The organism is Promicromonospora sp. NPDC060204, assembly GCF_042728455.1.
In the GTDB taxonomy this organism is placed as follows: domain Bacteria; phylum Actinomycetota; class Actinomycetes; order Actinomycetales; family Cellulomonadaceae; genus Promicromonospora.
Genome location: NZ_JBHWZO010000003.1, coordinates 46,620 through 64,290 on the forward strand (window position 1 = coordinate 46,620; position 17,671 = coordinate 64,290).

Sequence of the window (17,671 nt, forward strand, 5' to 3'; positions counted from 1 at the left end):
TCCCGGGCGACGCTGGCCATGTCGACCATGCAGTTGCTGCCAGGATCGAGGCGGTCCTGGCAGCAACTGCATGGTTGTGCCGCCCTGATCGGTGCACCGCACTGAGGCCGACGAGCCGTGCCCGACCCCTCACACCGCCCGCGTCACCCCGGCCGTCGGCGGCACCCGCGCCGCCCCGCCCCCGCCCCCGGCTGCGCGCGCCCGCAGGAACAGCTTGATGATCTCCTCGATCACCAGCAGGCTCAGCGCCAGCGCGATGCAGACACCCCACTGCCGCCCGTCGAGCTCGGTCGTGCCGAAGACCCTCTCGAGCAGCCCGATGGTGGTCACGGCCACGATCGCCAGGAGCGCCAGCCCGTACCGCCGTAGCTGGGCGACGCCCGGGATGGCGTCGCGGTCGAAGATCGTGCCGAGCTGGTCACGCGACAGCAGGCCCGCGACGACGTGGAAGAGCGACAGCGTGGTGAGCAGCATGGTCGCCGCGACCACCGTCCCGGCGTCGGCCCCGATCTGGTACGCCCACAGGGAGCCGGCCGTCATGACGGCGCCCTGCACGCAGAGCCGCACCCAGGCCGCGCGGGACAGGACCGGCGCCCCGACCGGCCGCGGGGGCCGGTCCATCAGGCCCTTGGTGGGCTGGTCGAAGCCGAGCGCGATCGCGATCGGGATGTCCACGACCATGTTGAGCCACAGGATCTGCAGGGGGTTCAGCGGCGTGCCTGCCGCGATGTTCAGGATGCCGGCGAGCAGGAAGATCGCGATGTAGGCGACCAGCGTGGACATCTGGAAGCGGAGGTACTTCACGAGGTTGTCGTAGAGGCTGCGGCCGTAGGAGACGGCGCTCACGATGGTCGCGAAGTTGTCGTCCGTCAGGATCATCACCGCGGCCTCCTTGGAGACCTCGGTTCCGGTGATGCCCATGGCGACGCCGATGTCGGCGGCCTTGAGCGCGGGGGCGTCGTTCACGCCGTCGCCCGTCATCGAGACGACGTTGCCCGAACGCTTGAGCAGCTGCACCAGCCGGATCTTGTCCTCGGGCGCCACGCGGGCGATCACCCCGATGTCGTGGAGCTGGGCCAGCAGCTCGTCGTCGGTCAGGTCCGCGAACTCGTTGCCCGTCAGGGCGCGCCCCTCGATGCCGAGCTCCGAGGCGATCGCGGCGGCGGTGGTCGCGTGGTCGCCGGTGATCATCCGCACCCGGATCCCGGCGGAACGGCACTCCGCGATCGCCGCCTTCGCCTCCGGCCGCGGCGGGTCCACGATGCCCACCATCGCGAGCAGCGTCAGGTCGGTGACCAGGGCGATCAGGTTCCGGCCGCTCACGCGGGCCGCCTCGAACGTCTCGGGGTCGACGTCCCGCTGGGCCACGACCATCACGCGCTCGCCGGAGTTCGCCATCCGGTCGTTCGCCTCCAGCGCCAGGCCGCGGTTCTGGTCGGTGATCGGCACGACGGCGCCGTCGGGGGACCGGTAGGCGGCGCCGCGGCCGATCAGCACGTCCGGGGCACCCTTGACGTAGCAGCGCACCACGGGACGTCCGGCGTCGTCGGCCATCTCGTGGAAGGTGGCCATGAACTTGTACTCGGAGTCGAACGGCACCTCGGCGACGCGCGGGAAGTCGCGCCGGGTGGCGTCGATGTCCAGGCCGCCCTTGGCGCCGAGCACGATCAGCGCGCCCTCGGTCGGATCGCCGATCAGGCTCTCGCCGTCGAGCACGGCGTCCGCGCACAGGACCATGGGCAGGAGGTACGGGTCGAGGTCGATGCGGGAGCCGCCCACGTGCCTGATCTCTCCCGTGGTGCCGTAGCCCTCGCCCGTGACGGTGAAGGCGTTCTGCCCGGGGATCGCCAGCTCGCGGGCGGTCATCTTGTTCAGCGTGAGCGTGCCCGTCTTGTCCGAGCAGATGGCCGACGTCGAGCCGAGCGTCTCCACCGCCGGCAGCCGCTTGACGATCGCGTGCCGGCGCGCGATCTCGCGGGTGCCCATGGAGAGCAGGGCGGTCACGACGGCCGGCAGGCCGGTCGGGATCGCGGCCACGGCCAGCGCCACGCCGGTGATGAACAGCGTGTCGAACGACTCGCCCCGCACCAGCCCCAGCACCACCACGAACACCAGGGCGACCGCCGCGATGGTCGCGATGATCTTGGACAGGCCGTCGAGCTGCTTCTGCAGCGGCGTCTTGTCCGTCTCGGTGCCGGCCAGCAGGTTCGCGATGTGCCCGATCTCGGTGTTCATGCCCGTCGCGGTGACCACCATCTCGCCGCGGCCGCGGGTGACCGCGGTGTTCATGTAGGCCATGCAGGTGCGGTCGCCCAGCGGGACGTCGTCGCCCGCCACCGGGTCGGTCGACTTGCCGACCGGGAGACTCTCCCCGGTGAGCGCGGCCTCCTCGATCTCCAGCGTGGCGGCGAGCGTGATCCGGCCGTCGGCGGGCACGCGGTTGCCCGCCTCCACCAGGACGACGTCGCCCGGTACCAGGTCCCCGGCGTCGACCTCGACGGCCTGCCCGTCGCGCCGGACGCGCGCGACCGTCTTCATCATCTTGGCCAGGGCGGCGACGCTCTCCTCGGCCTTCGCCTCCTGCCGCAGGCCGATGACGGCGTTGAACAGCGTCAGCCCGGCCAGCACCAGCGAGGTGCCGACGTCGCCGGTGACCAGGAGGTTCACCACCGCCGCGACCAGGAGGACGATCTGCATGAAGTCGCGGTACTGGCGCCCGAACGCCTGGATCGGCGACTCCTTCTTGGCCGCGGTCAGCCGGTTCGGCCCGTACATCTGGAGCCGACGGCCCGCCTCGGCAGGGGAGAGGCCCTGCACGACGTCGACATGGAGCCGGTTGGCTACCTCGATCGCGTGCGTGGACGCCGGGTCCACCGCGATCCGGCCCACGGTCCGCGACATGGTCGCCTCCAGCGCGCTCCTGCGGGCGCACCCCGGGGCAGGGCGGCGCCTCGTCCGCAAGCCCACGATGGCGGACGGCGGCCCGCGGGACCTCCCCCGAAACGGGCGACCGTGGTCGGGGCCCGGTGTTCCGGGGCTTCATGGCGGCCTGACCTGGGGTGACGCACGGGTGAAAGGGCAGTTGGGTGAGGTCAGCCCGTGCCACCATCGGTACAGACCGCGCCTACCCCGGCCCCTGGCAACGACGCCACGGGCCCCGGAGCGGCAGCGGTGACGCTGACCCCAGGAGGCATCATGCGTCGGACTGCAGCCGCGGCCTCAGCGGCCGGTGTCCTTGCCACGGCGTTGCTCGCCACGGCACTGCTTGCCGGAGCGCCGGCGTCGGCCGCCCCGGGCGACCGGACGTACGAGTGGAGCGGCCCTGAGGGAGAGGTCCACCGGGACGTGGCGGTGTCCGGGTCGGGCCGCGTGTTCAGCGTGAGCCTGCCCGAGCCGGGCGCTCAAGAACAGTCGTGGCTCGAGAACGGCCGCCGGCTCGAGTGGTCGCGTTTCGATGTACCCGCCAGCTCCCAGGGCGGCATGATCGCGGGACCGGGGAACTACGCGATGGCGGTCACGGGAAGCGTGTCCTGGCTGTTCAACGGGACGGGCTGGGACGGCCCCGTGACGATCACCGCGCAGGAGGTCGCGCGGTCGAAGCTCGTGGGCAACACGGACGGCGACGCCGCCCTGCTGTGGAGTGCCCCGGGCGGCCGGGCGTACCTGAGCCGGCTGGAGCGGGGCGGCTCCTGGGTCACCCGTCGCGTCCCGTCAGTGCTGGTGGACGCGCCCAGGGATGTGGCCATCAACAACGCGGGCAAGGTCACCGTGGTCTGGGCGGCACCGAAGGGGACGACGGCGGAGATCCGCCGGACCGTGATCCAGCCAGGGGCGACCACCTGGTCCCCGTCCGTGGCACTGGGCATCGTGGACCATCCCCGGCCGCGGCTCCGGCTCGTGACCGAGGGCGGCGGGCGGGAGACGCTGCTCGCGCGCGACAAGCTGTGGCGCCAGGCGAGCAGCACCACGATGCCGACCTACCAGTTCCGCACGAGCAACCGCGCGGAGCTCGCCGCCGGCGACTCCCTCACGCGGCTGGTCTGGGCCGGGATGGTCGGTGACGAGCACCGGTTCTACACGCGGTCGGCCGGGACGAGCTGGGGTCCCCGAACCCTGGTGTGGGCGAACGCCGGCCCCGGGGACTGCCCCGAGAGTCCCTGGTTCGGCGTCGGCATGGTGCCCAGCGGACGGTCCTACGTCGCGGCCGCGGTCCGCACCGACGTCGGCGAGACGACCGAGGTCTGCGGAGGCCCGTTCGCCACGTTGGTGACTCTCGACCGGTCCGGCGGCTACCTGAACAGGGCGGGCCTCGACACCGCACTGCAGACGACGCCGTACCAGATCGTGGGCGGGACGAGCGGCCCGGTCGTGGTGGAGTACGAGCCGGGCAACTGGACGACGGACTGGATGATGCAGTTCTTCGACCGCTGACGGGGCTGTCGGGGCTACCGGCGAGCGCGCGCACGATTGCGCCGGTGTTGAGGACAGCAGGTACTGCCACGCGCGGCCCCCGTCCGGCAGCAACCGCTGTGGTCAACCGCCGTCAGCCGAGCCGATCAGGGCCGCAGTCGGATGTCTCGTGGACCGTCTATGGATCACGGGGGCGGTTCGGTGGTCATCTGACCCAGTCCCTTGGCCAGCGCGCCGATGCTTCGGGCCAGATCAGCGAGCGCTTGCGACGTCGCCTCGTCGGGCCCCGTCAGTCCGGAGAGGCGGCTGTAGGCCTGGCCGGCCCACTCCTCCGCTGATCGGAAACTGCTCATTGCCTCGTCGGTGCTCATAGTTCGACGATGCCACGCTGCCATGATTCGGCACTCCGAGGCCGGGGTGAACTACGGCGGCCTCAGGTCGGCAGGCCTGGGCCTGGGCAACGGCACGAGAGTTACACCGGAGCACGAGAAACGGCGGCCGACGCCGCACCTCGTCGCGAGACGAAAGTGCAGGTCAGCCGCCGTTTCTGCGACATCTCCAGGCCCTACCGGGCCCAGGGATCAGATGTCGTAGGTCAGACAGTGAATTAGCCGCTGACCTGGGCAGACACCTCGGTTTCGGGCGGGAGTTCCACACTGGTTACACGAAGCAGCGAGTCGACGGCCTTCCGTGTGCGCTTGTCGCTGCCCGGCATGAGGTGCGTGTACGTCCGCAGCGTGAAGCCGGGGTCCGAGTGCCCCAGGTACTCAGAGACGGCCTTGATGCTCTCGCCGTCGTGCAGGAGCGTGCTCGCGTACACGTGGCGCAGCATGTGGCAGCCGTTGTCCCGCTCGACAGGGACACCAGCCTTCTCCAGTGCCTTCTTCCAGATGAACGGGTTGAAGTAGTTCCGGTTGAGCGCCTTGCTCTCACGCGACGTGATCACGAGATTCGCGGTCTCCGGCGGGCCGTCCGTCGTCTTCCAGGGAAGCGTCACTGCGATAGCCGGGAACTTCTGCAGATGGTTCTTCAACGCATCGTGGACGGACGCGGGTAGCGGGACCTCGCGGACCTTCTCGAATTTAGGCAGGGCAAACGCCTGGCGGTTTCCGTTGAAGAGCTTCACCTGCCGGTTGACGATCACCCGGCCTCGCTGGAAGTCCACGTCCTCAACCGCCAGTCCGAACACCTCGCCTTGTCGGAGCCCGAGACCAACGGCGAGCGTCGCCACGAGCTGGTAGCGCTCGGGCAGCTCAGCACGGACGGCAAGAACCCGCTTCGGTTCCCACGGCACGACACGGCGACGGGTTGCCTTGGGAGGACTCACTGAGGGTGCCTTGCAGGGGTTCTTCCTGATCATCTCGTCGGCCACCGCAGCCGACAGAACGGCCGAGACGTTCGTGAAGATGACTTGCTGATAGGACGGGGCGAGCTTGCTGAGACTTTTGAGCCATGTCTGCATCGTCGAGGGCTTGAGGGACGCGAGCGACTTGGACCCAAGGACCGGGTAGGCGTGGAGGCGCAGGCGCAGTTCCACGGCATTGTGCGTCGAAGCATCGAACGTTTGTGAACTGAGCCAATCGTCGGCGTACTCCTTGAAGGTGACCTTGCCAGCATCGGCAGCGATGTACTCGCCACGGAGCTTGTCGCCCTCCATCGCGATGACGTAGTCCTCGGCGAGGCCCTTCTTCGGAAACGACTTGGACGGCTGCCGGTCCGTGCCTGGCTCGCGCCAACGGGCGAGGTAGAAGGTCTTGACCTTGCCGTTCTTAAGAGTCCGGGTGCGCTTCTCGACGGAGCCCATCAGGCAGCGCCTTCCAGGAGCCAGGACCGCACAGCGTCGGGGTTGTAGCGCAGGTGACGACCCACGCGGAAGGCCGTGGGGCCGGTGCCCATGGTGCGCCACCGGTAGAGCGTTGCCACGGGGATGCGCAGGAACTCCGCGACTTCCTCGATGGTCCATAGCGACTCGATACGCGGGAGCTGGCTGGGCTCTTTGGCCCGCCGGTTCTTCGTGTTCCTCATGACCCCTGCCCCTTGTCTAAGCCGCCACGGTGGCGGTTGCCGAACGGTTATCCACAGACCCAGGTGGACCGGGTAGGCCCTGGCCGATGGCTTGTTTCGCCGCGTCGTACTGCGCGCGACGACGGATGTGTTCCTGCAAGCTCGCGGCGATCACAGCCGCGTAGGTGTAGGTCCCCGCCTCCGGTTCCCGCCAGACGTACCGAGCACGCCCATCAGCGGTCTCCTGTGTGGTCGAGAGACGGTCAGCTTCCTCGGTCTCGACACCGGCAGCTTCGAGGGCCTGACGGACGACAGCAGCACGGTCGGCGCGGTGTTCGGTCAGCGTCTTGCCCGACCAGCCCCGGGAGACCAGGACCCGGCGCCCACCGAGACCGAGGTTGTCCCGCTCGTGTGCCGGGGACAGGCACCGGCCGGGCTGGAGACCAGGACCGGCGTTCTTCGGCTGGACCCCGTACCGCAGCCAGTTCGCGCACGCGGGACCGCAGGGCAGGACCTTCACGTGGGCATGGAGACGATCGATGTGCTTGTCGTAGGCGACCTGCTGAGCGGTCGGGGCGTCGTCGTCGGCGTCGAGCTCGGGGCCGGAGTAGGTGCCCGCAACAGACTTGGTCAGGTACTTGCACAGGTACCGCACCGCCCGGTCAGAGTCCGGAGTGCCACCCAGGAGGCCCTTGACGTCGACCTGCTTGCCCAGGCGCACGACGTGGGCAGGGTGGACGAGCTTGTCCGTCGCGGCCTTCCAGGTCGGCAGAGCCGTGCCGGTGTGGGGGTCGCGGTAGCTCGAGGTGCCTTCGTCCCAGACCGGGGCCTCGTCGTGCTCGGAGTAGACGACATCGGCGTCCGTGCACGAGGGCCACCAGGCGGCGAAGTAGGACGCGGCGGCAACCTGCTTGACGATCGCACGGGGGATGGTGCCCCGGATCGCGGCGTGCAGGTGCGGCGCGAGGCGCTTTTGCGGCTCGACGGCGGCGAAGTACTGGACGTTGTACCCGGCGCAACGTCGGAGGTTCTGGATGAAGCGGTCCACGACGCGGGAGAACATCAGGGCATCGAGAGCCGCGGTGCGGTAGTCATACCGGGACGGGTAAGCCGGGACACCGGTACCGGGCTTGATCCGGCCATAGGAGCCGAGCGTCAGCGTGAGGAACATCGAGGGCCGGAACGTCTGCCCGGTCTTGGGGTCGGTGAAGGTGCGGCCCACTGTGGAGCCGTCCATCTTGCGGGTGGGCAGGTCGGGCACGTCGGGGAGCCGGGACGTGGAACGCGTGGTGCGGTCAGGTCCCTCGACTGTGGCACGAGCGGGCTTGTCGTTGTTCTCGTCGGGCTCGTTGTCGGGGAGCTCGGCGCGCTCGGGCTCGTCGTCGCGGTGCCAGCCTTCACGGCACTGGTGCATCCGCAGACGACGAGCCTTGTCGGCGCAGCCCTTGCACTTGCTCTCACGGGTAGAGCCGCACGGGATCGGCACGAGCTGGGTGGTGCCGGTCTCGCGGTCGTGCACCGCACGCACGATCGGGGAGGTGCAGACCCCGTTCGCCTCAGCACTGGCCCGGGCCATGTCGCGCGCAGCACGTGCAGCGTCATCGACGGACAGGCCACCAGTACGGGTATCGAGGTCGGTGCGGAACGAGACCATCAGGCAGCCACCTCCAGGTCTGGCAGGTCGAGGATCCCCTGCACCGGGCGACCAGACGGAGCAGGAGCGGGAGCGTCGTTGCGGTCGGTACCGGCCCAGAAACCGGCCGTGGTCTCCTTGCTGGCCACCTCCCGGGCGCAGGCCGCAGCGACGGGGCAGGAGGCGCAGACACTGGCCATGTCAGCCCGAGCGGAGGCCGTGGGGGTCTCGCTGATCCAGGGCAGGCCCACGTTCACGGGCCGAGCGCAGGCAGCTCCGGTCAGACGGTCGGTGCTCATGCCGTCACTCCCGGCAGGTCGAGACCCGGCAGAGTGCTCTGCATGGACATCGGGGCGACCCGGGTACGGGGACGCGTGGAGGTACGGACCGGGCCGAGGACCGGCGCGGGAGGCGCGGACGGAGATTCGGCCGGCCGAGGCTCAGAGGCACGGGCAGGCTCGGGGACCGGCTCGGGGACGGGCTCGACGGTGGGAGCAGGTGGGCCGGGAGCGGGCTCGATCACGGCGAGCGGCTCCGGCTCGACCACCGACGCGTCGGTGACGTTCTCGGGCTCGGTGGTGCGACGGACGGCGACCACGAGGGACCCCAGGGCGTGGCTGGAAGTCAGCACGGACAGGGGTGCGAGGGCGACCAGGACGACGCCGACGATCGTTCGCAGCTCTGGCCCGACGTCGTAGGCGTGCGCGGCGTTTGCACCGATGGACACGACGGTGAACCCGAACATCAGGGTCCAGGCCCATGCCGCGGAGCGCCCACGGTCGCGCAGCACGAGGGCCACGAGGCCGTAGACGAGCACGCTCGCGTCGATCACGACGGGCACGAGGAACGCGATCGGCTCGGTCACCCGGCCCCACAGGGCAGCGTCGCGCAGTGAGGCGAACGACAGGGCGAAGGAGGCGAGGGCGACGGCGATGGTCAGGACGACGGTGAAGACGAGTACGGGCCGGGAGTCGGCCGCGATCCGGGCCACAGGCCCAGCAGTGCGCGCGGTGCGGTTCATGGTCAGACCTCCTCAGGGTCGGTAGCCGCAGCAGCGGCCGGGCGGGGCGCACGAGGTGCGCGGGGCTTACGCGGTGCGTGGGGCTTACGGGTGCGAGGCGCGGGGGCGTCCTCGTTGGTGGGCTTGCCGGTGTTGTCGTTCGTGGTGCGGCGGGCGGCAGCGGCCCAGGCGTTCGCGGCGTCGACGCCGTCCCGAGGTTCCGGGGCGAAATGCGAGGCCGGGGCGGCGTACCGCTGGGCGACCTCGCGGATGAGTTCGTCGGGCCAGTACGCGAACCGGACCATGACCGGTGTGCCGTCCTCGCGGACCAGGTATCCGGTGCCGGGGTCCGAGCGGGAGATTTCGTGTGCCGGGGCCTGGAGCGCGGCCGGGCCCAGCACCATGTCTGACTCGACGTCGGAGTCCAGGCGCAGGGCGATCTTCTGGGGGTAGAGGTTGCGCTGTCCCACGGCCTCCTGGCGGGGGTTCTGCACGCAGGAGACGACCACGACACCGAGGGCTCGGCCCTGGGTCAGGATCTTGGACATCAGCCGGTCAGCCTCCCGGCGCACGTCGAACTCGGAGTACGCCATCAGGTCCGCGAGCTCGTCGATCATCAGGACGTGCAGCGGCTCCGACGGCGTCGGGGTGTGCAGGCGGGAGACACCGCGCATGGACTCCTTGCGGCGGTCGATCACCCGCAGCAGCGCCCGCAGTACCTCGATCGCCTCGTCTGAGTCGTAGGCGACGCGGCCGAACAGGGCACGGCCCATCTCCAGCTCGACGCCGCCCTTGAGGTCGAGACCCCAGGCGCAGATGGTGCCGTTGTGGATGGCGGGGGCGAGACCGCCGATGACCGACCACAGCACCGAGCCCTTACCGGCTCCCGTGGCACCGGCCACGAGGGTGGAGCGGCCCCGCACGACCATCTCCGCGACATGACCAGTCCGGGACAGGCCGACCGGCAGAGCGTCCGGGTTCGCACCCTCTAGGACGGGCATCCGGGCCGTGACCGGGGCGATGCGGTAGGTGGTGAACAAGGCCAGGTCGAGGATGCCGGGCTTGACCGGGGTGACCTCGAACCCGTGGGCCCGGTAAGCCGATGCGATGGCCGGTGCGGCGCGGTGCAGGGTGTCCGGGGTCTGGCCGGGGAACGTCTCGATCCGCAGCACGACGGCGCCGGGCTGGTGGGAGACGTGCCGCAGCGTGGAGACGGTCACGGTGCCGTCCGGCTCGGTGCGGTAGAGGGTGCAGGAGCGGGCGACCTCGGGCCAGTACGCGGCGATCTTGTGTGCGTGGACCCGACGCCGGTAGCGGGCGGGGGCGATCATCGCGAACAGGCCCAGGGCCAGACCCGGGGACAGGAACACCAGCAGCGCCAGGAGCGGGCCAGTGATCCGGTCCCCGGGGACCTCCGAGAGGGTGAGGATGCCCCACCAGCTCACGGAGACGACGACGCCGAGCACGGTCGGCATCCAGTGCTTGAGCGCCCAGACCGTCAGAGCCCGGGTGAACATCCAGTCGCGGTAGGCGACCTGGGCCAGCACGCGCCAGGTGCGGCCGGACCACCCGGAGCGCCCCACGGTCGAGGCACGAACCGCCGCGCGGGCCGAGGTGACTCGGGCGTCCAGGCGAGCACGCAGGCCCGTGTTCGGCGTCGTCGTGGTGGTCATGACTGTGTCCTCCGCACGTACTCGTAGTGCTGGTCCAGGGACATGTGGATGTCCTCGACGCTGTTGGCCTGCTGCTGGATGCGCTCGGCCCAGTCGCCGTGCAGGACGGTCTGCGCCACACGCGTGGCCTGCTGCAGGTCGTACTGCGCGGAGGCCAGGAGCACGATCACGCCCCGGACTTCCTCCAAGGCCCGCTCCAGTGCCGCGTCGGCGGGGTTGACGTCCTCGGGCTCCTCGTGGCGGGTGGTCCGCTTGAAAAGGTCAAACATCAGTCCCGGCCCTCCTTCTCGATGTCGTCGGCGAGGGTGCGCGAGGCGCGATCGGCGGTCTCCTGCGCGTCGTTGAGCGCCAGGAGCGCGGCGTACAGGGCCTCGGACACGTCATCCAGACCGGTCTCGGTGGCCCACTCGTCCATCCGGCCGACCATGACCCGGGACGTCTCCAGGTCCTTGCCCATCTGCGAGAGGATTCCCGGGTGGTCGGTCTTCGTGATCCGTCGCTTGAACATCACTGGCCCTCGCTCTCAGCGGTCAGGCGACGTGACACGTCCTGGCGCGCCTCACCGATCCGGGCCGCCACGGCTCGCAGCTCTTCAAGGGCCGGGTCGTGGGCGTTGGTGTACTTGCTCAGGCCCGCCAGCGGCTCGACCGCGCGGAGCACGTTGAAGTTCGCCTCATCCAGGCGGTGGTTCGCCTCGTCCAGCGCGTTCACCGCCCGCTGGTTGACCTGCCGGGTCGTCTCGTCCAGTGCCATCAGTTCTGTCCCTTCCGGTTTTGTCGGCCGATCCAGCGGCCGGACTCGTCGTAGAACTCGGGGCGCTCGGCCCGGTGCGCGGTCGAGGCCGCGAGACTGATTTCCGTGTGCAGGCTGTCCGCCTGGTCGTGCATGCCCCGGACCTGCTCAGCGGTCCCGAGGGCCCCAGCGCGGTCGAGGGTGCGGGCCGCGCCATCCAGTGCGGTCGCGGCCTCGGACATGTACGTCGCGGCGTTCGCCAGCGACTCCGCCCGGGACATCAGGCCGCCGCCCCGGCAGCGGACCAGTCCCGGGGAGCAGGCTTGGGCAGAGCCCCCAGGGCCAGGGGTGCGGTCAGGTGCACGTCGAACACGCCGGAGGTTCCCATCCAGGACGTGAAGCCCTCGGGGCGGTAGTCGTCCGGCGCAATGTCCACGCGATCCCGGCTCAGCGTCGACGTCAGGCCGAGCAGGTGCACCGCTGCCTCGACCGCGAGAGTGTCCAGCGTGGTCAGACGCAGTGTCGTGCCCTCCACGCTGACGTACTCGACCCGTTCAGAACCGATCAGGTCCACGACGTAGGCCGCGAACCGCAGAGCCTCCCCCGTCGAGGGGGCGGAAACCGAAGCCCCCGGCCACCCCCGACGACTCCGTGTTGGTGCTCATGGGTCAGGCCGCCTTGGGCTGGACCTTGGCCCCGGACATCTCCGCGATGCCGGACGCCTCCCACGAGGTCGACAGCCCGTTGTTGCGCTTGTCGACGCGGACCGAGGCAACCAGGTCCTCGAACTTGATCGGGGAGAACAGCGACGGGGCGGGCATCTCCCGCGCCGGGACCGTCACCTTGACTGACTCCGTAGAGACCCGGCCCCACGACACCGACTGGTACACGACCTCGACACCCCACAGCGGGGCGCCCGTGTTCTCGTCCCGGGCCTGGACATCGCCCGGACGACGCTTGCCGTCGGCCGTCTCGATCCACTCGTTGACCGGCTCCACAACGCCGGTCGCCATCATCTGCTGTCGGTTGCTGTCCACTGCGAACGTCGCCATCTCTGCATCTCCATTGTTGAGGGGCCTAAACACATGACCCGTTCTGCAGCCCCTTCGAGTTGAGGGGTCTAAACACCAAGGTAGGCCTGGCAGAGCGATCCGTCAAGGGGTCTAAACTCGGGACCTATGAGCGTGGAGGACTTCGAGGACATCAGGACGGATGGTGACCCCATCCGTCAGGCCCGACGCGCCACGGAACTACTGGTGATCTACGGCCAGCGAACTACCGAACTCGCGCGACTCCGCAAGGCGGCGATCGACCGCGCCCACGACGAACTTGGCATGTCGTACACCGAGGTCGCGAACCAGGTCGGCATCTCCAAGGGCCGCATCACGCAGCTACGCAAGAGCGCGCCGCCCGTCGAGCGCGCATTCTTCGGCGTCGGTCCCGTCACCGTTGCCATCCCGCTCCGCGCGATCGGTGACCGCACTCACGGCGTCATCGCCGCCGAGGACGACGCAGCAGCGAAGGGCCTAACCGGCATCCTCGAATCGCTGAGCCTCGCGACCGACATCTTCCAGATCCCGACCAGCGGCGAATGGGATCCGCCTACCGATGCCGTAGCGATCTGCGGCCCTAAGTCGTCCCGCGTCACCGCCGAGGCGATCGAAGCCGACCCCTATCTCTCGTTCGAGCCGGACAGCGACGGCCGATGGGTCATCACCGACCGCGCCACCGGCGAAGTCTTCCTCTCGCCTGCTGACATCGGGGACCCCGCCGGGGACATCGCCTACATCGCACGCATCCACCGGCACAGCCGAATCCTGCTGATCGTCGCAGGCGTGCATGCCCTCGGGTCGGTCGGAGCCGTGGAGTACCTGCGACGGCATCTCGCCGAGGTCTATGCAGCGGTCGGAGACAATCCGTTCTCGCTCGTCGTCACCAGCACATTCGAGGGCACGACAGTCAAGGACACGGCCACGGCCTGGGGACCGAAGGTCCACACGTGAGGCCATACACGACCTTCTGCGGAACTCTCGCGGGACGCACCAACAACCAGGACCGCTACGTCACCGGAGACGGATTCGCGGCGGTACTCGACGGCGCGACCTCAGTCGCCGGTGATCGTTCGCACGACCCTGGTTGGTATGCCGAGCAGCTCGCGCGAGTGATCGGAGAGACGGTGCCCGATGGCGAGCCCCTAGCCGAAGCCGTCGCCGCTGCGATCCGAACCGCTCGCGACGCCCACAGTCTGACGCCGGCCACTACTCCGACGAGCACGGTCGCCCTCGCGCGATGGTCTGATGACATCGTCGAGACGTACGTCCTCGGAGACAGCTACGTCGTTGTACTGCCCACTGCTGGCGGTGAACAGATCCACACGGACAACCGGTTGGACGAGGTCGCGACGGCTGAGAGATCTGCCTACCGCAGGCGGTTGGCAGAGGGTCACGGCTACGACCATGGTCACCGCGCACTACTTCTCGACCTGCAGGCCGAACAGGCTCGACGCGTCAACCAGTCCGGCGGTTACTGGATCGCCGGGGCCGAACCCGAGGCAGCACTGCACGGCATCACGACCATCGAGAAGCGGGAAGCAGTCTCGGGTCTCTTGCTCGCGAGCGACGGCGTTGACCCCGAACGGCATCCTGAGGCCGACAACTGGAGCGACCTCTACGACGAGGCCACGGGTCACGGCCCCGATCAGGTACTTCGCCGCATCCACGAGACGGAGCAAACCGATCCTGATGGTCGTCGGTGGCCTCGGTCGAAGCCCCACGACGACAAGACCCTTATTGTCGTCTCCCTTGGATAAATCGCCCCCAGCTCACCCGCCGTTGATGTACGCGAAGGTACCCCCGCTACCACTCCTCCTACATGAGTGCGGACGACATCTTCAGACTCCTGGCAATCTTGGTGCCGGTACTTACCGCAGCGTTCACAACGTTCGCGACGGTACTGACGGGCAAGAGCCGTGAACGGCGGAACATGCACGCCGACGCAGAACTGCTCCAGCACCTGCCCGAGGGAAGCGCCGCACGGGAGTCCGTGCTCAACCTGATCTCTGCCAGCGCGGACCAGTTGCTGGAACGTCGCACCCACACAATCGACAAGGGCGGTCTGGCAATCGCGTTGGTTGGCACCATCGTGCTTGGGTACGTCGGCATCTGGCTCTGGAACCTGGCCACCGTATGGGGCTGGCTTGCCTTGATTCCGGTCGCAGGGTTCTGGCTCGTGTTCTTCTTTGGGATTTTCGAGTCTGCAGCCAAGAAGGACCGCGCTGCCGAGGAACGGGAGAAAGAAGCGGAGAAGGCCCGCAAGGAGGCCACCAAGGAGGCCGCCAAGGAGGCCGCCAGGCAGGCCACGAAGCAGGCAAGCAACCCTGGTGTCGGCCAACTTTGAGCACCGCTGAACACACGAACGTGCGCGACGAACCTGTAGCCATCTCGCTGCAGTCGCTGCCGAATTGACCTCTTAGAGATCAAGGCGCGCCTGACGGCGCGCTGGCCCGCGACTGCGGCGGGGCCCCGCGATGGGGCCCCGCGCTCCGGGCGCTGCGCGCCCTCTGCGCACCCCACCGCACCCCACCGCTGCCGCCGGCCATGTCGAGCAGGCAGGTTTACCGGCGTCACTCCGGGTCGTCATAACGTATGCGGAGGGCAGTGATGGCATCCAGGACGCCGTCAAGAAACGCGTAGTGGAACTTCGGAGTGCTCTTGCTCCCGGGTGCCGTCAGCAACGTTGAGCCATCCGACATGAGAAGCAGCTCAGCCTCGGGTGGGTTGCCGTTCTGGTCGGCGATAGACGCACGGATCAGGTGCCCAGGATGGTCCACTTCGATGCTCAGGTGGTCGGGCAGCATGGCCGCAAGCGTCTGCTTCAAAGTCTCAGCACGCACCTGTTCACTCGTCAAGGCCACTTCCTCGGATCGGGTTACGAACGCCATCGGTCCTGATTCTCCTTTGCGACGGTCCCCCCTTGGCATCCATGGTGCTCTTCAACCATCAGGCATGCGTGTTGGACGGAACCGCAAACCCAAGGCCCGTGGGGAGCGTGACGTAGATCGCGGACGGTCACGGCGGTCGGCACCCGTAGCCGGCTGTGTCGAGCCGCCGCCTAGCAACCGCCCGCACGAAATCGGCTAGTTAGACCGTCCGACGTCGGACACGGGGTAGGGAGCGGCGGGGGAGTCATCTCACCAGTGGAACGACGTCCGACTCTCGGAGGATCTTTATCGACGCGGCACCGCATCAAGGCCGCTGCGCGTCACTACGTGATGGCGCAAGCGCCAGCCTTGACCCGGCACCACGCCGACAAAGAACGTGGCAGGGAGCCGGACGACCCCCCACCCCGAACGCGCCAGGGGAGCAGCGGAGTTACCTGGGGAATTACACACGAGTTACACAGGAGCACGAGAAACGGCGGCTAACGCTGCACAACGTCGCGAGACGAAAGTGCAGGTCAGCCGCCGTTTCGGGGCATCTCAGCAGGTCACGAGGGACCGGCTGTCAGATGTCGTAGTACAGCTCGAACTCGTGCGGGTGCGGCCGCAGGCGGATCGGGTCGATCTCGTTCTCGCGCTTGTACGCGATCCAGGTCTCGATCAGGTCCTCGGTGAACACGTCACCGGCGGTGAGGTACTCGTGGTCGGCCTCGAGCGCGTCGAGCACGCCACCGAGCGACGTCGGGACCTGGGCGATCTGCGCGTGCTCCTCGGGCGGCAGCTCGTACAGGTCCTTGTCGACCGGAGCCGGCGGCTCGATGCGGTTCTTGATGCCGTCCAGGCCGGCCATCAGCATCGCGGAGAACGCCAGGTACGGGTTGGACGACGGGTCCGGCGCGCGGAACTCGATGCGCTTGGCCTTCGGCGACGTACCCGTGATCGGGATACGGATCGAGGCGGAGCGGTTACGAGCCGAGTAGACGAGGTTCACGGGAGCCTCGAAGCCCGGGACCAGGCGGTGGTACGAGTTCACCGACGGGTTGGTGAAGGCCAGCAGCGACGGCGCGTGCTTGAGCAGGCCGCCGATGTACCAGCGAGCCAGGTCGGACAGGCCGCCGTAGCCCTTCTCGTCGTAGAACAGCGGCTCGCCGTTCTTCCAGAGCGACTGGTGCGAGTGCATGCCCGAGCCGTTGTCGCCGAAGATCGGCTTCGGCATGAACGTGGCCGACTTGCCGGCGTCGAAGGCGACGTTCTTGATGACGTACTTGAACTTCATCAGGTCGTCGGCGGCGTGCAGCAGGGAGTTGAACTTGTAGTTGATCTCCTGCTGGCCGGCGGTGCCCACCTCGTGGTGCGCGCGCTCGACGGAGAGGCCGACCTGGCCGAGGGTCTTGACCATGTCGTCGCGCAGGTCCGCGAAGCGGTCGCTCGGCGAGGTGGGGAAGTAGCCGCCCTTGTAGCGGGTCTTGTACCCGAGGTTGCCACCCTCCTCCTCGCGGCCGGTGTTCCACGCGGCCTCGACGGAGTCGATGGAGTAGTAGCTCTCGTTCGACGCGGTCTTGAAGCGCACGTCGTCGAAGACGTAGAACTCGGCCTCGGCACCGAAGAAGACGGTGTCGGCGATGCCGGTCGACTTGAGGTAGGCCTCGGCCTTGGCCGCGATGTTGCGCGGGTCGCGGGCGTAGGCGTCACCCGTGAACGGGTCCACGATCGAGAAGTTCACGATCAGGGTCTTGGCCTTGCGGAACGGGTCGATGTACGCCGTCGCGATGTCCGGCACGAGCTTCATGTCGGACTCGTGGATCGCCTGGAAACCGCGGATCGACGAGCCGTCGAACATGAGGCCCTCGCTGAAGGCGTCCTCGTCGAACTGCTCGACCGGGATGTTGAAGTGCTGAGTGACACCCGGCAGGTCGATGAACCGGACGTCGACGAACTCCACCCCCTCGTTGCGGGTGAAGGCAATCGCCTCCTCGGCGTTGTTGAACATCTGCGCTCCTTGCTCGCTCGATAAGTCCAGGGGGAGTCCGTCGCACGACGCCGAACGGCTGGGCAGGCTTGCACGCGGATCGCCACGAACCTAAGGGCAGGTGGTTTCTCTCGGGTTACTGATTGTTGCCGGGGTGTTTCTCGCGCCTCTCGACCGTGTAACCGTGGGGAGATGTGCTGGTGGTAGCTCCGGCAGCGTTATCACAGCGTGCCAGAACTCACATGCCGCGGCCCGGCGGCGTCCGTCCATCGGACGGCCGCCGGGTACGCAAAAGGGGCGCCTCCCGTACGGG

At 68.6% G+C, this 17,671-nt stretch carries 20 protein-coding genes; 4 read left to right on the forward strand and 16 right to left on the reverse strand.

The features are described from left to right. Positions 1–129 precede the first annotated feature (129 nt). Positions 130–2,901 carry a cation-translocating P-type ATPase gene (locus ACFWEJ_RS00860; protein WP_377227306.1) on the reverse strand — a complete coding sequence of 924 codons (2,772 nt, stop codon included), beginning with the start codon at positions 2,899–2,901 and terminating at the stop codon, positions 130–132. Positions 2,902–3,195: 294 nt separating this feature from the next. Between ACFWEJ_RS00860 and ACFWEJ_RS00865 the strand changes: the two genes are divergently transcribed. After that, on the forward strand, positions 3,196–4,431 hold the full coding sequence (locus ACFWEJ_RS00865; RefSeq protein ID WP_377227307.1) for a hypothetical protein: 1,236 nt from the start codon (positions 3,196–3,198) through the stop codon (positions 4,429–4,431). A gap of 164 nt (positions 4,432–4,595) precedes the next feature. Here the strand turns inward: ACFWEJ_RS00865 and ACFWEJ_RS00870 are convergent, their stop codons facing one another. The 13 genes from ACFWEJ_RS00870 to ACFWEJ_RS00930 all read right to left on the reverse strand — a co-directional run bounded on the left by ACFWEJ_RS00870 (position 4,596) and on the right by ACFWEJ_RS00930 (position 12,504). Then, positions 4,596–4,781, reverse strand: coding sequence for a hypothetical protein (locus ACFWEJ_RS00870; RefSeq protein ID WP_377227308.1), 186 nt, complete (start codon positions 4,779–4,781; stop codon positions 4,596–4,598). Positions 4,782–5,017: 236 nt separating this feature from the next. Then, positions 5,018–6,214 carry a tyrosine-type recombinase/integrase gene (locus tag ACFWEJ_RS00875; RefSeq protein WP_377227309.1) on the reverse strand — a complete coding sequence of 399 codons (1,197 nt, stop codon included), beginning with the start codon at positions 6,212–6,214 and terminating at the stop codon, positions 5,018–5,020. Then, positions 6,214–6,435: a helix-turn-helix domain-containing protein gene (locus ACFWEJ_RS00880; RefSeq protein WP_377227310.1), complete on the reverse strand. Its 222-nt coding sequence runs from the start codon at positions 6,433–6,435 to the stop codon at positions 6,214–6,216. The genes ACFWEJ_RS00875 and ACFWEJ_RS00880 overlap by 1 nt, the downstream gene beginning before the upstream one ends. A 16-nt stretch (positions 6,436–6,451) precedes the next feature. Then, complete coding sequence (locus ACFWEJ_RS00885) at positions 6,452–8,068, reverse strand: replication initiator (protein ID WP_377227311.1); 1,617 nt, start codon at positions 8,066–8,068, stop codon at positions 6,452–6,454. Continuing rightward, positions 8,068–8,346, reverse strand: a complete 279-nt coding sequence (locus tag ACFWEJ_RS00890; RefSeq protein ID WP_377227312.1) for a WhiB family transcriptional regulator — start codon at positions 8,344–8,346, stop codon at positions 8,068–8,070. Before ACFWEJ_RS00890 ends, ACFWEJ_RS00885 begins: the two co-directional genes overlap by 1 nt. Beyond that, a complete protein-coding gene (locus ACFWEJ_RS00895) occupies positions 8,343–9,068 on the reverse strand; it encodes a DUF2637 domain-containing protein (protein WP_377227313.1) in 726 nt (241 codons plus the stop codon). Before ACFWEJ_RS00895 ends, ACFWEJ_RS00890 begins: the two co-directional genes overlap by 4 nt. 2 nt (positions 9,069–9,070) lie before the next feature. Further along, positions 9,071–10,720 carry a hypothetical protein gene (locus ACFWEJ_RS00900; RefSeq protein WP_377227314.1) on the reverse strand — a complete coding sequence of 550 codons (1,650 nt, stop codon included), beginning with the start codon at positions 10,718–10,720 and terminating at the stop codon, positions 9,071–9,073. Next, positions 10,717–10,989, reverse strand: a complete 273-nt coding sequence (locus ACFWEJ_RS00905; protein WP_377227315.1) for a hypothetical protein — start codon at positions 10,987–10,989, stop codon at positions 10,717–10,719. The genes ACFWEJ_RS00900 and ACFWEJ_RS00905 overlap by 4 nt, the downstream gene beginning before the upstream one ends. Further along, positions 10,989–11,228 (reverse strand): hypothetical protein, encoded by a 240-nt coding sequence (locus ACFWEJ_RS00910; protein ID WP_377227316.1) that lies wholly within the window; start codon positions 11,226–11,228, stop codon positions 10,989–10,991. The genes ACFWEJ_RS00905 and ACFWEJ_RS00910 overlap by 1 nt, the downstream gene beginning before the upstream one ends. Beyond that, positions 11,228–11,473 carry a hypothetical protein gene (locus tag ACFWEJ_RS00915; RefSeq protein WP_377227317.1) on the reverse strand — a complete coding sequence of 82 codons (246 nt, stop codon included), beginning with the start codon at positions 11,471–11,473 and terminating at the stop codon, positions 11,228–11,230. The genes ACFWEJ_RS00910 and ACFWEJ_RS00915 overlap by 1 nt, the downstream gene beginning before the upstream one ends. After that, positions 11,473–11,733, reverse strand: coding sequence for a hypothetical protein (locus ACFWEJ_RS00920; protein WP_377227318.1), 261 nt, complete (start codon positions 11,731–11,733; stop codon positions 11,473–11,475). Before ACFWEJ_RS00920 ends, ACFWEJ_RS00915 begins: the two co-directional genes overlap by 1 nt. Next, complete coding sequence (locus ACFWEJ_RS00925) at positions 11,733–11,987, reverse strand: hypothetical protein (protein WP_377227319.1); 255 nt, start codon at positions 11,985–11,987, stop codon at positions 11,733–11,735. Before ACFWEJ_RS00925 ends, ACFWEJ_RS00920 begins: the two co-directional genes overlap by 1 nt. Before the next feature lie 133 nt (positions 11,988–12,120). Beyond that, positions 12,121–12,504: a hypothetical protein gene (locus tag ACFWEJ_RS00930; protein WP_377227320.1), complete on the reverse strand. Its 384-nt coding sequence runs from the start codon at positions 12,502–12,504 to the stop codon at positions 12,121–12,123. Between the two features lie 126 nt (positions 12,505–12,630). On the opposite strand from ACFWEJ_RS00930, the gene ACFWEJ_RS00935 reads away from it, so the two are divergent. The 3 genes from ACFWEJ_RS00935 (at position 12,631) to ACFWEJ_RS00945 (ending at position 14,848) form a co-directional block, all read left to right on the forward strand. Then, the gene (locus tag ACFWEJ_RS00935; RefSeq protein WP_377227321.1) at positions 12,631–13,455 is read left to right on the forward strand and encodes a hypothetical protein; all 825 of its coding nucleotides are present in this window, start codon (positions 12,631–12,633) and stop codon (positions 13,453–13,455) included. Next, positions 13,452–14,261 carry a protein phosphatase 2C domain-containing protein gene (locus ACFWEJ_RS00940; protein ID WP_377227322.1) on the forward strand — a complete coding sequence of 270 codons (810 nt, stop codon included), beginning with the start codon at positions 13,452–13,454 and terminating at the stop codon, positions 14,259–14,261. Before ACFWEJ_RS00935 ends, ACFWEJ_RS00940 begins: the two co-directional genes overlap by 4 nt. Before the next feature lie 62 nt (positions 14,262–14,323). After that, complete coding sequence (locus tag ACFWEJ_RS00945) at positions 14,324–14,848, forward strand: hypothetical protein (protein WP_377227323.1); 525 nt, start codon at positions 14,324–14,326, stop codon at positions 14,846–14,848. A gap of 226 nt (positions 14,849–15,074) precedes the next feature. Here the strand turns inward: ACFWEJ_RS00945 and ACFWEJ_RS00950 are convergent, their stop codons facing one another. Together ACFWEJ_RS00950 and glnA are read right to left on the reverse strand one after the other, a co-directional pair. Continuing rightward, complete coding sequence (locus tag ACFWEJ_RS00950; RefSeq protein ID WP_377227324.1) at positions 15,075–15,392, reverse strand: hypothetical protein; 318 nt, start codon at positions 15,390–15,392, stop codon at positions 15,075–15,077. A gap of 562 nt (positions 15,393–15,954) precedes the next feature. Beyond that, positions 15,955–17,379, reverse strand: coding sequence for a type I glutamate--ammonia ligase (gene glnA, locus ACFWEJ_RS00955; RefSeq protein WP_377227325.1), 1,425 nt, complete (start codon positions 17,377–17,379; stop codon positions 15,955–15,957). Between the last annotated feature and the right edge of the window lie 292 nt (positions 17,380–17,671).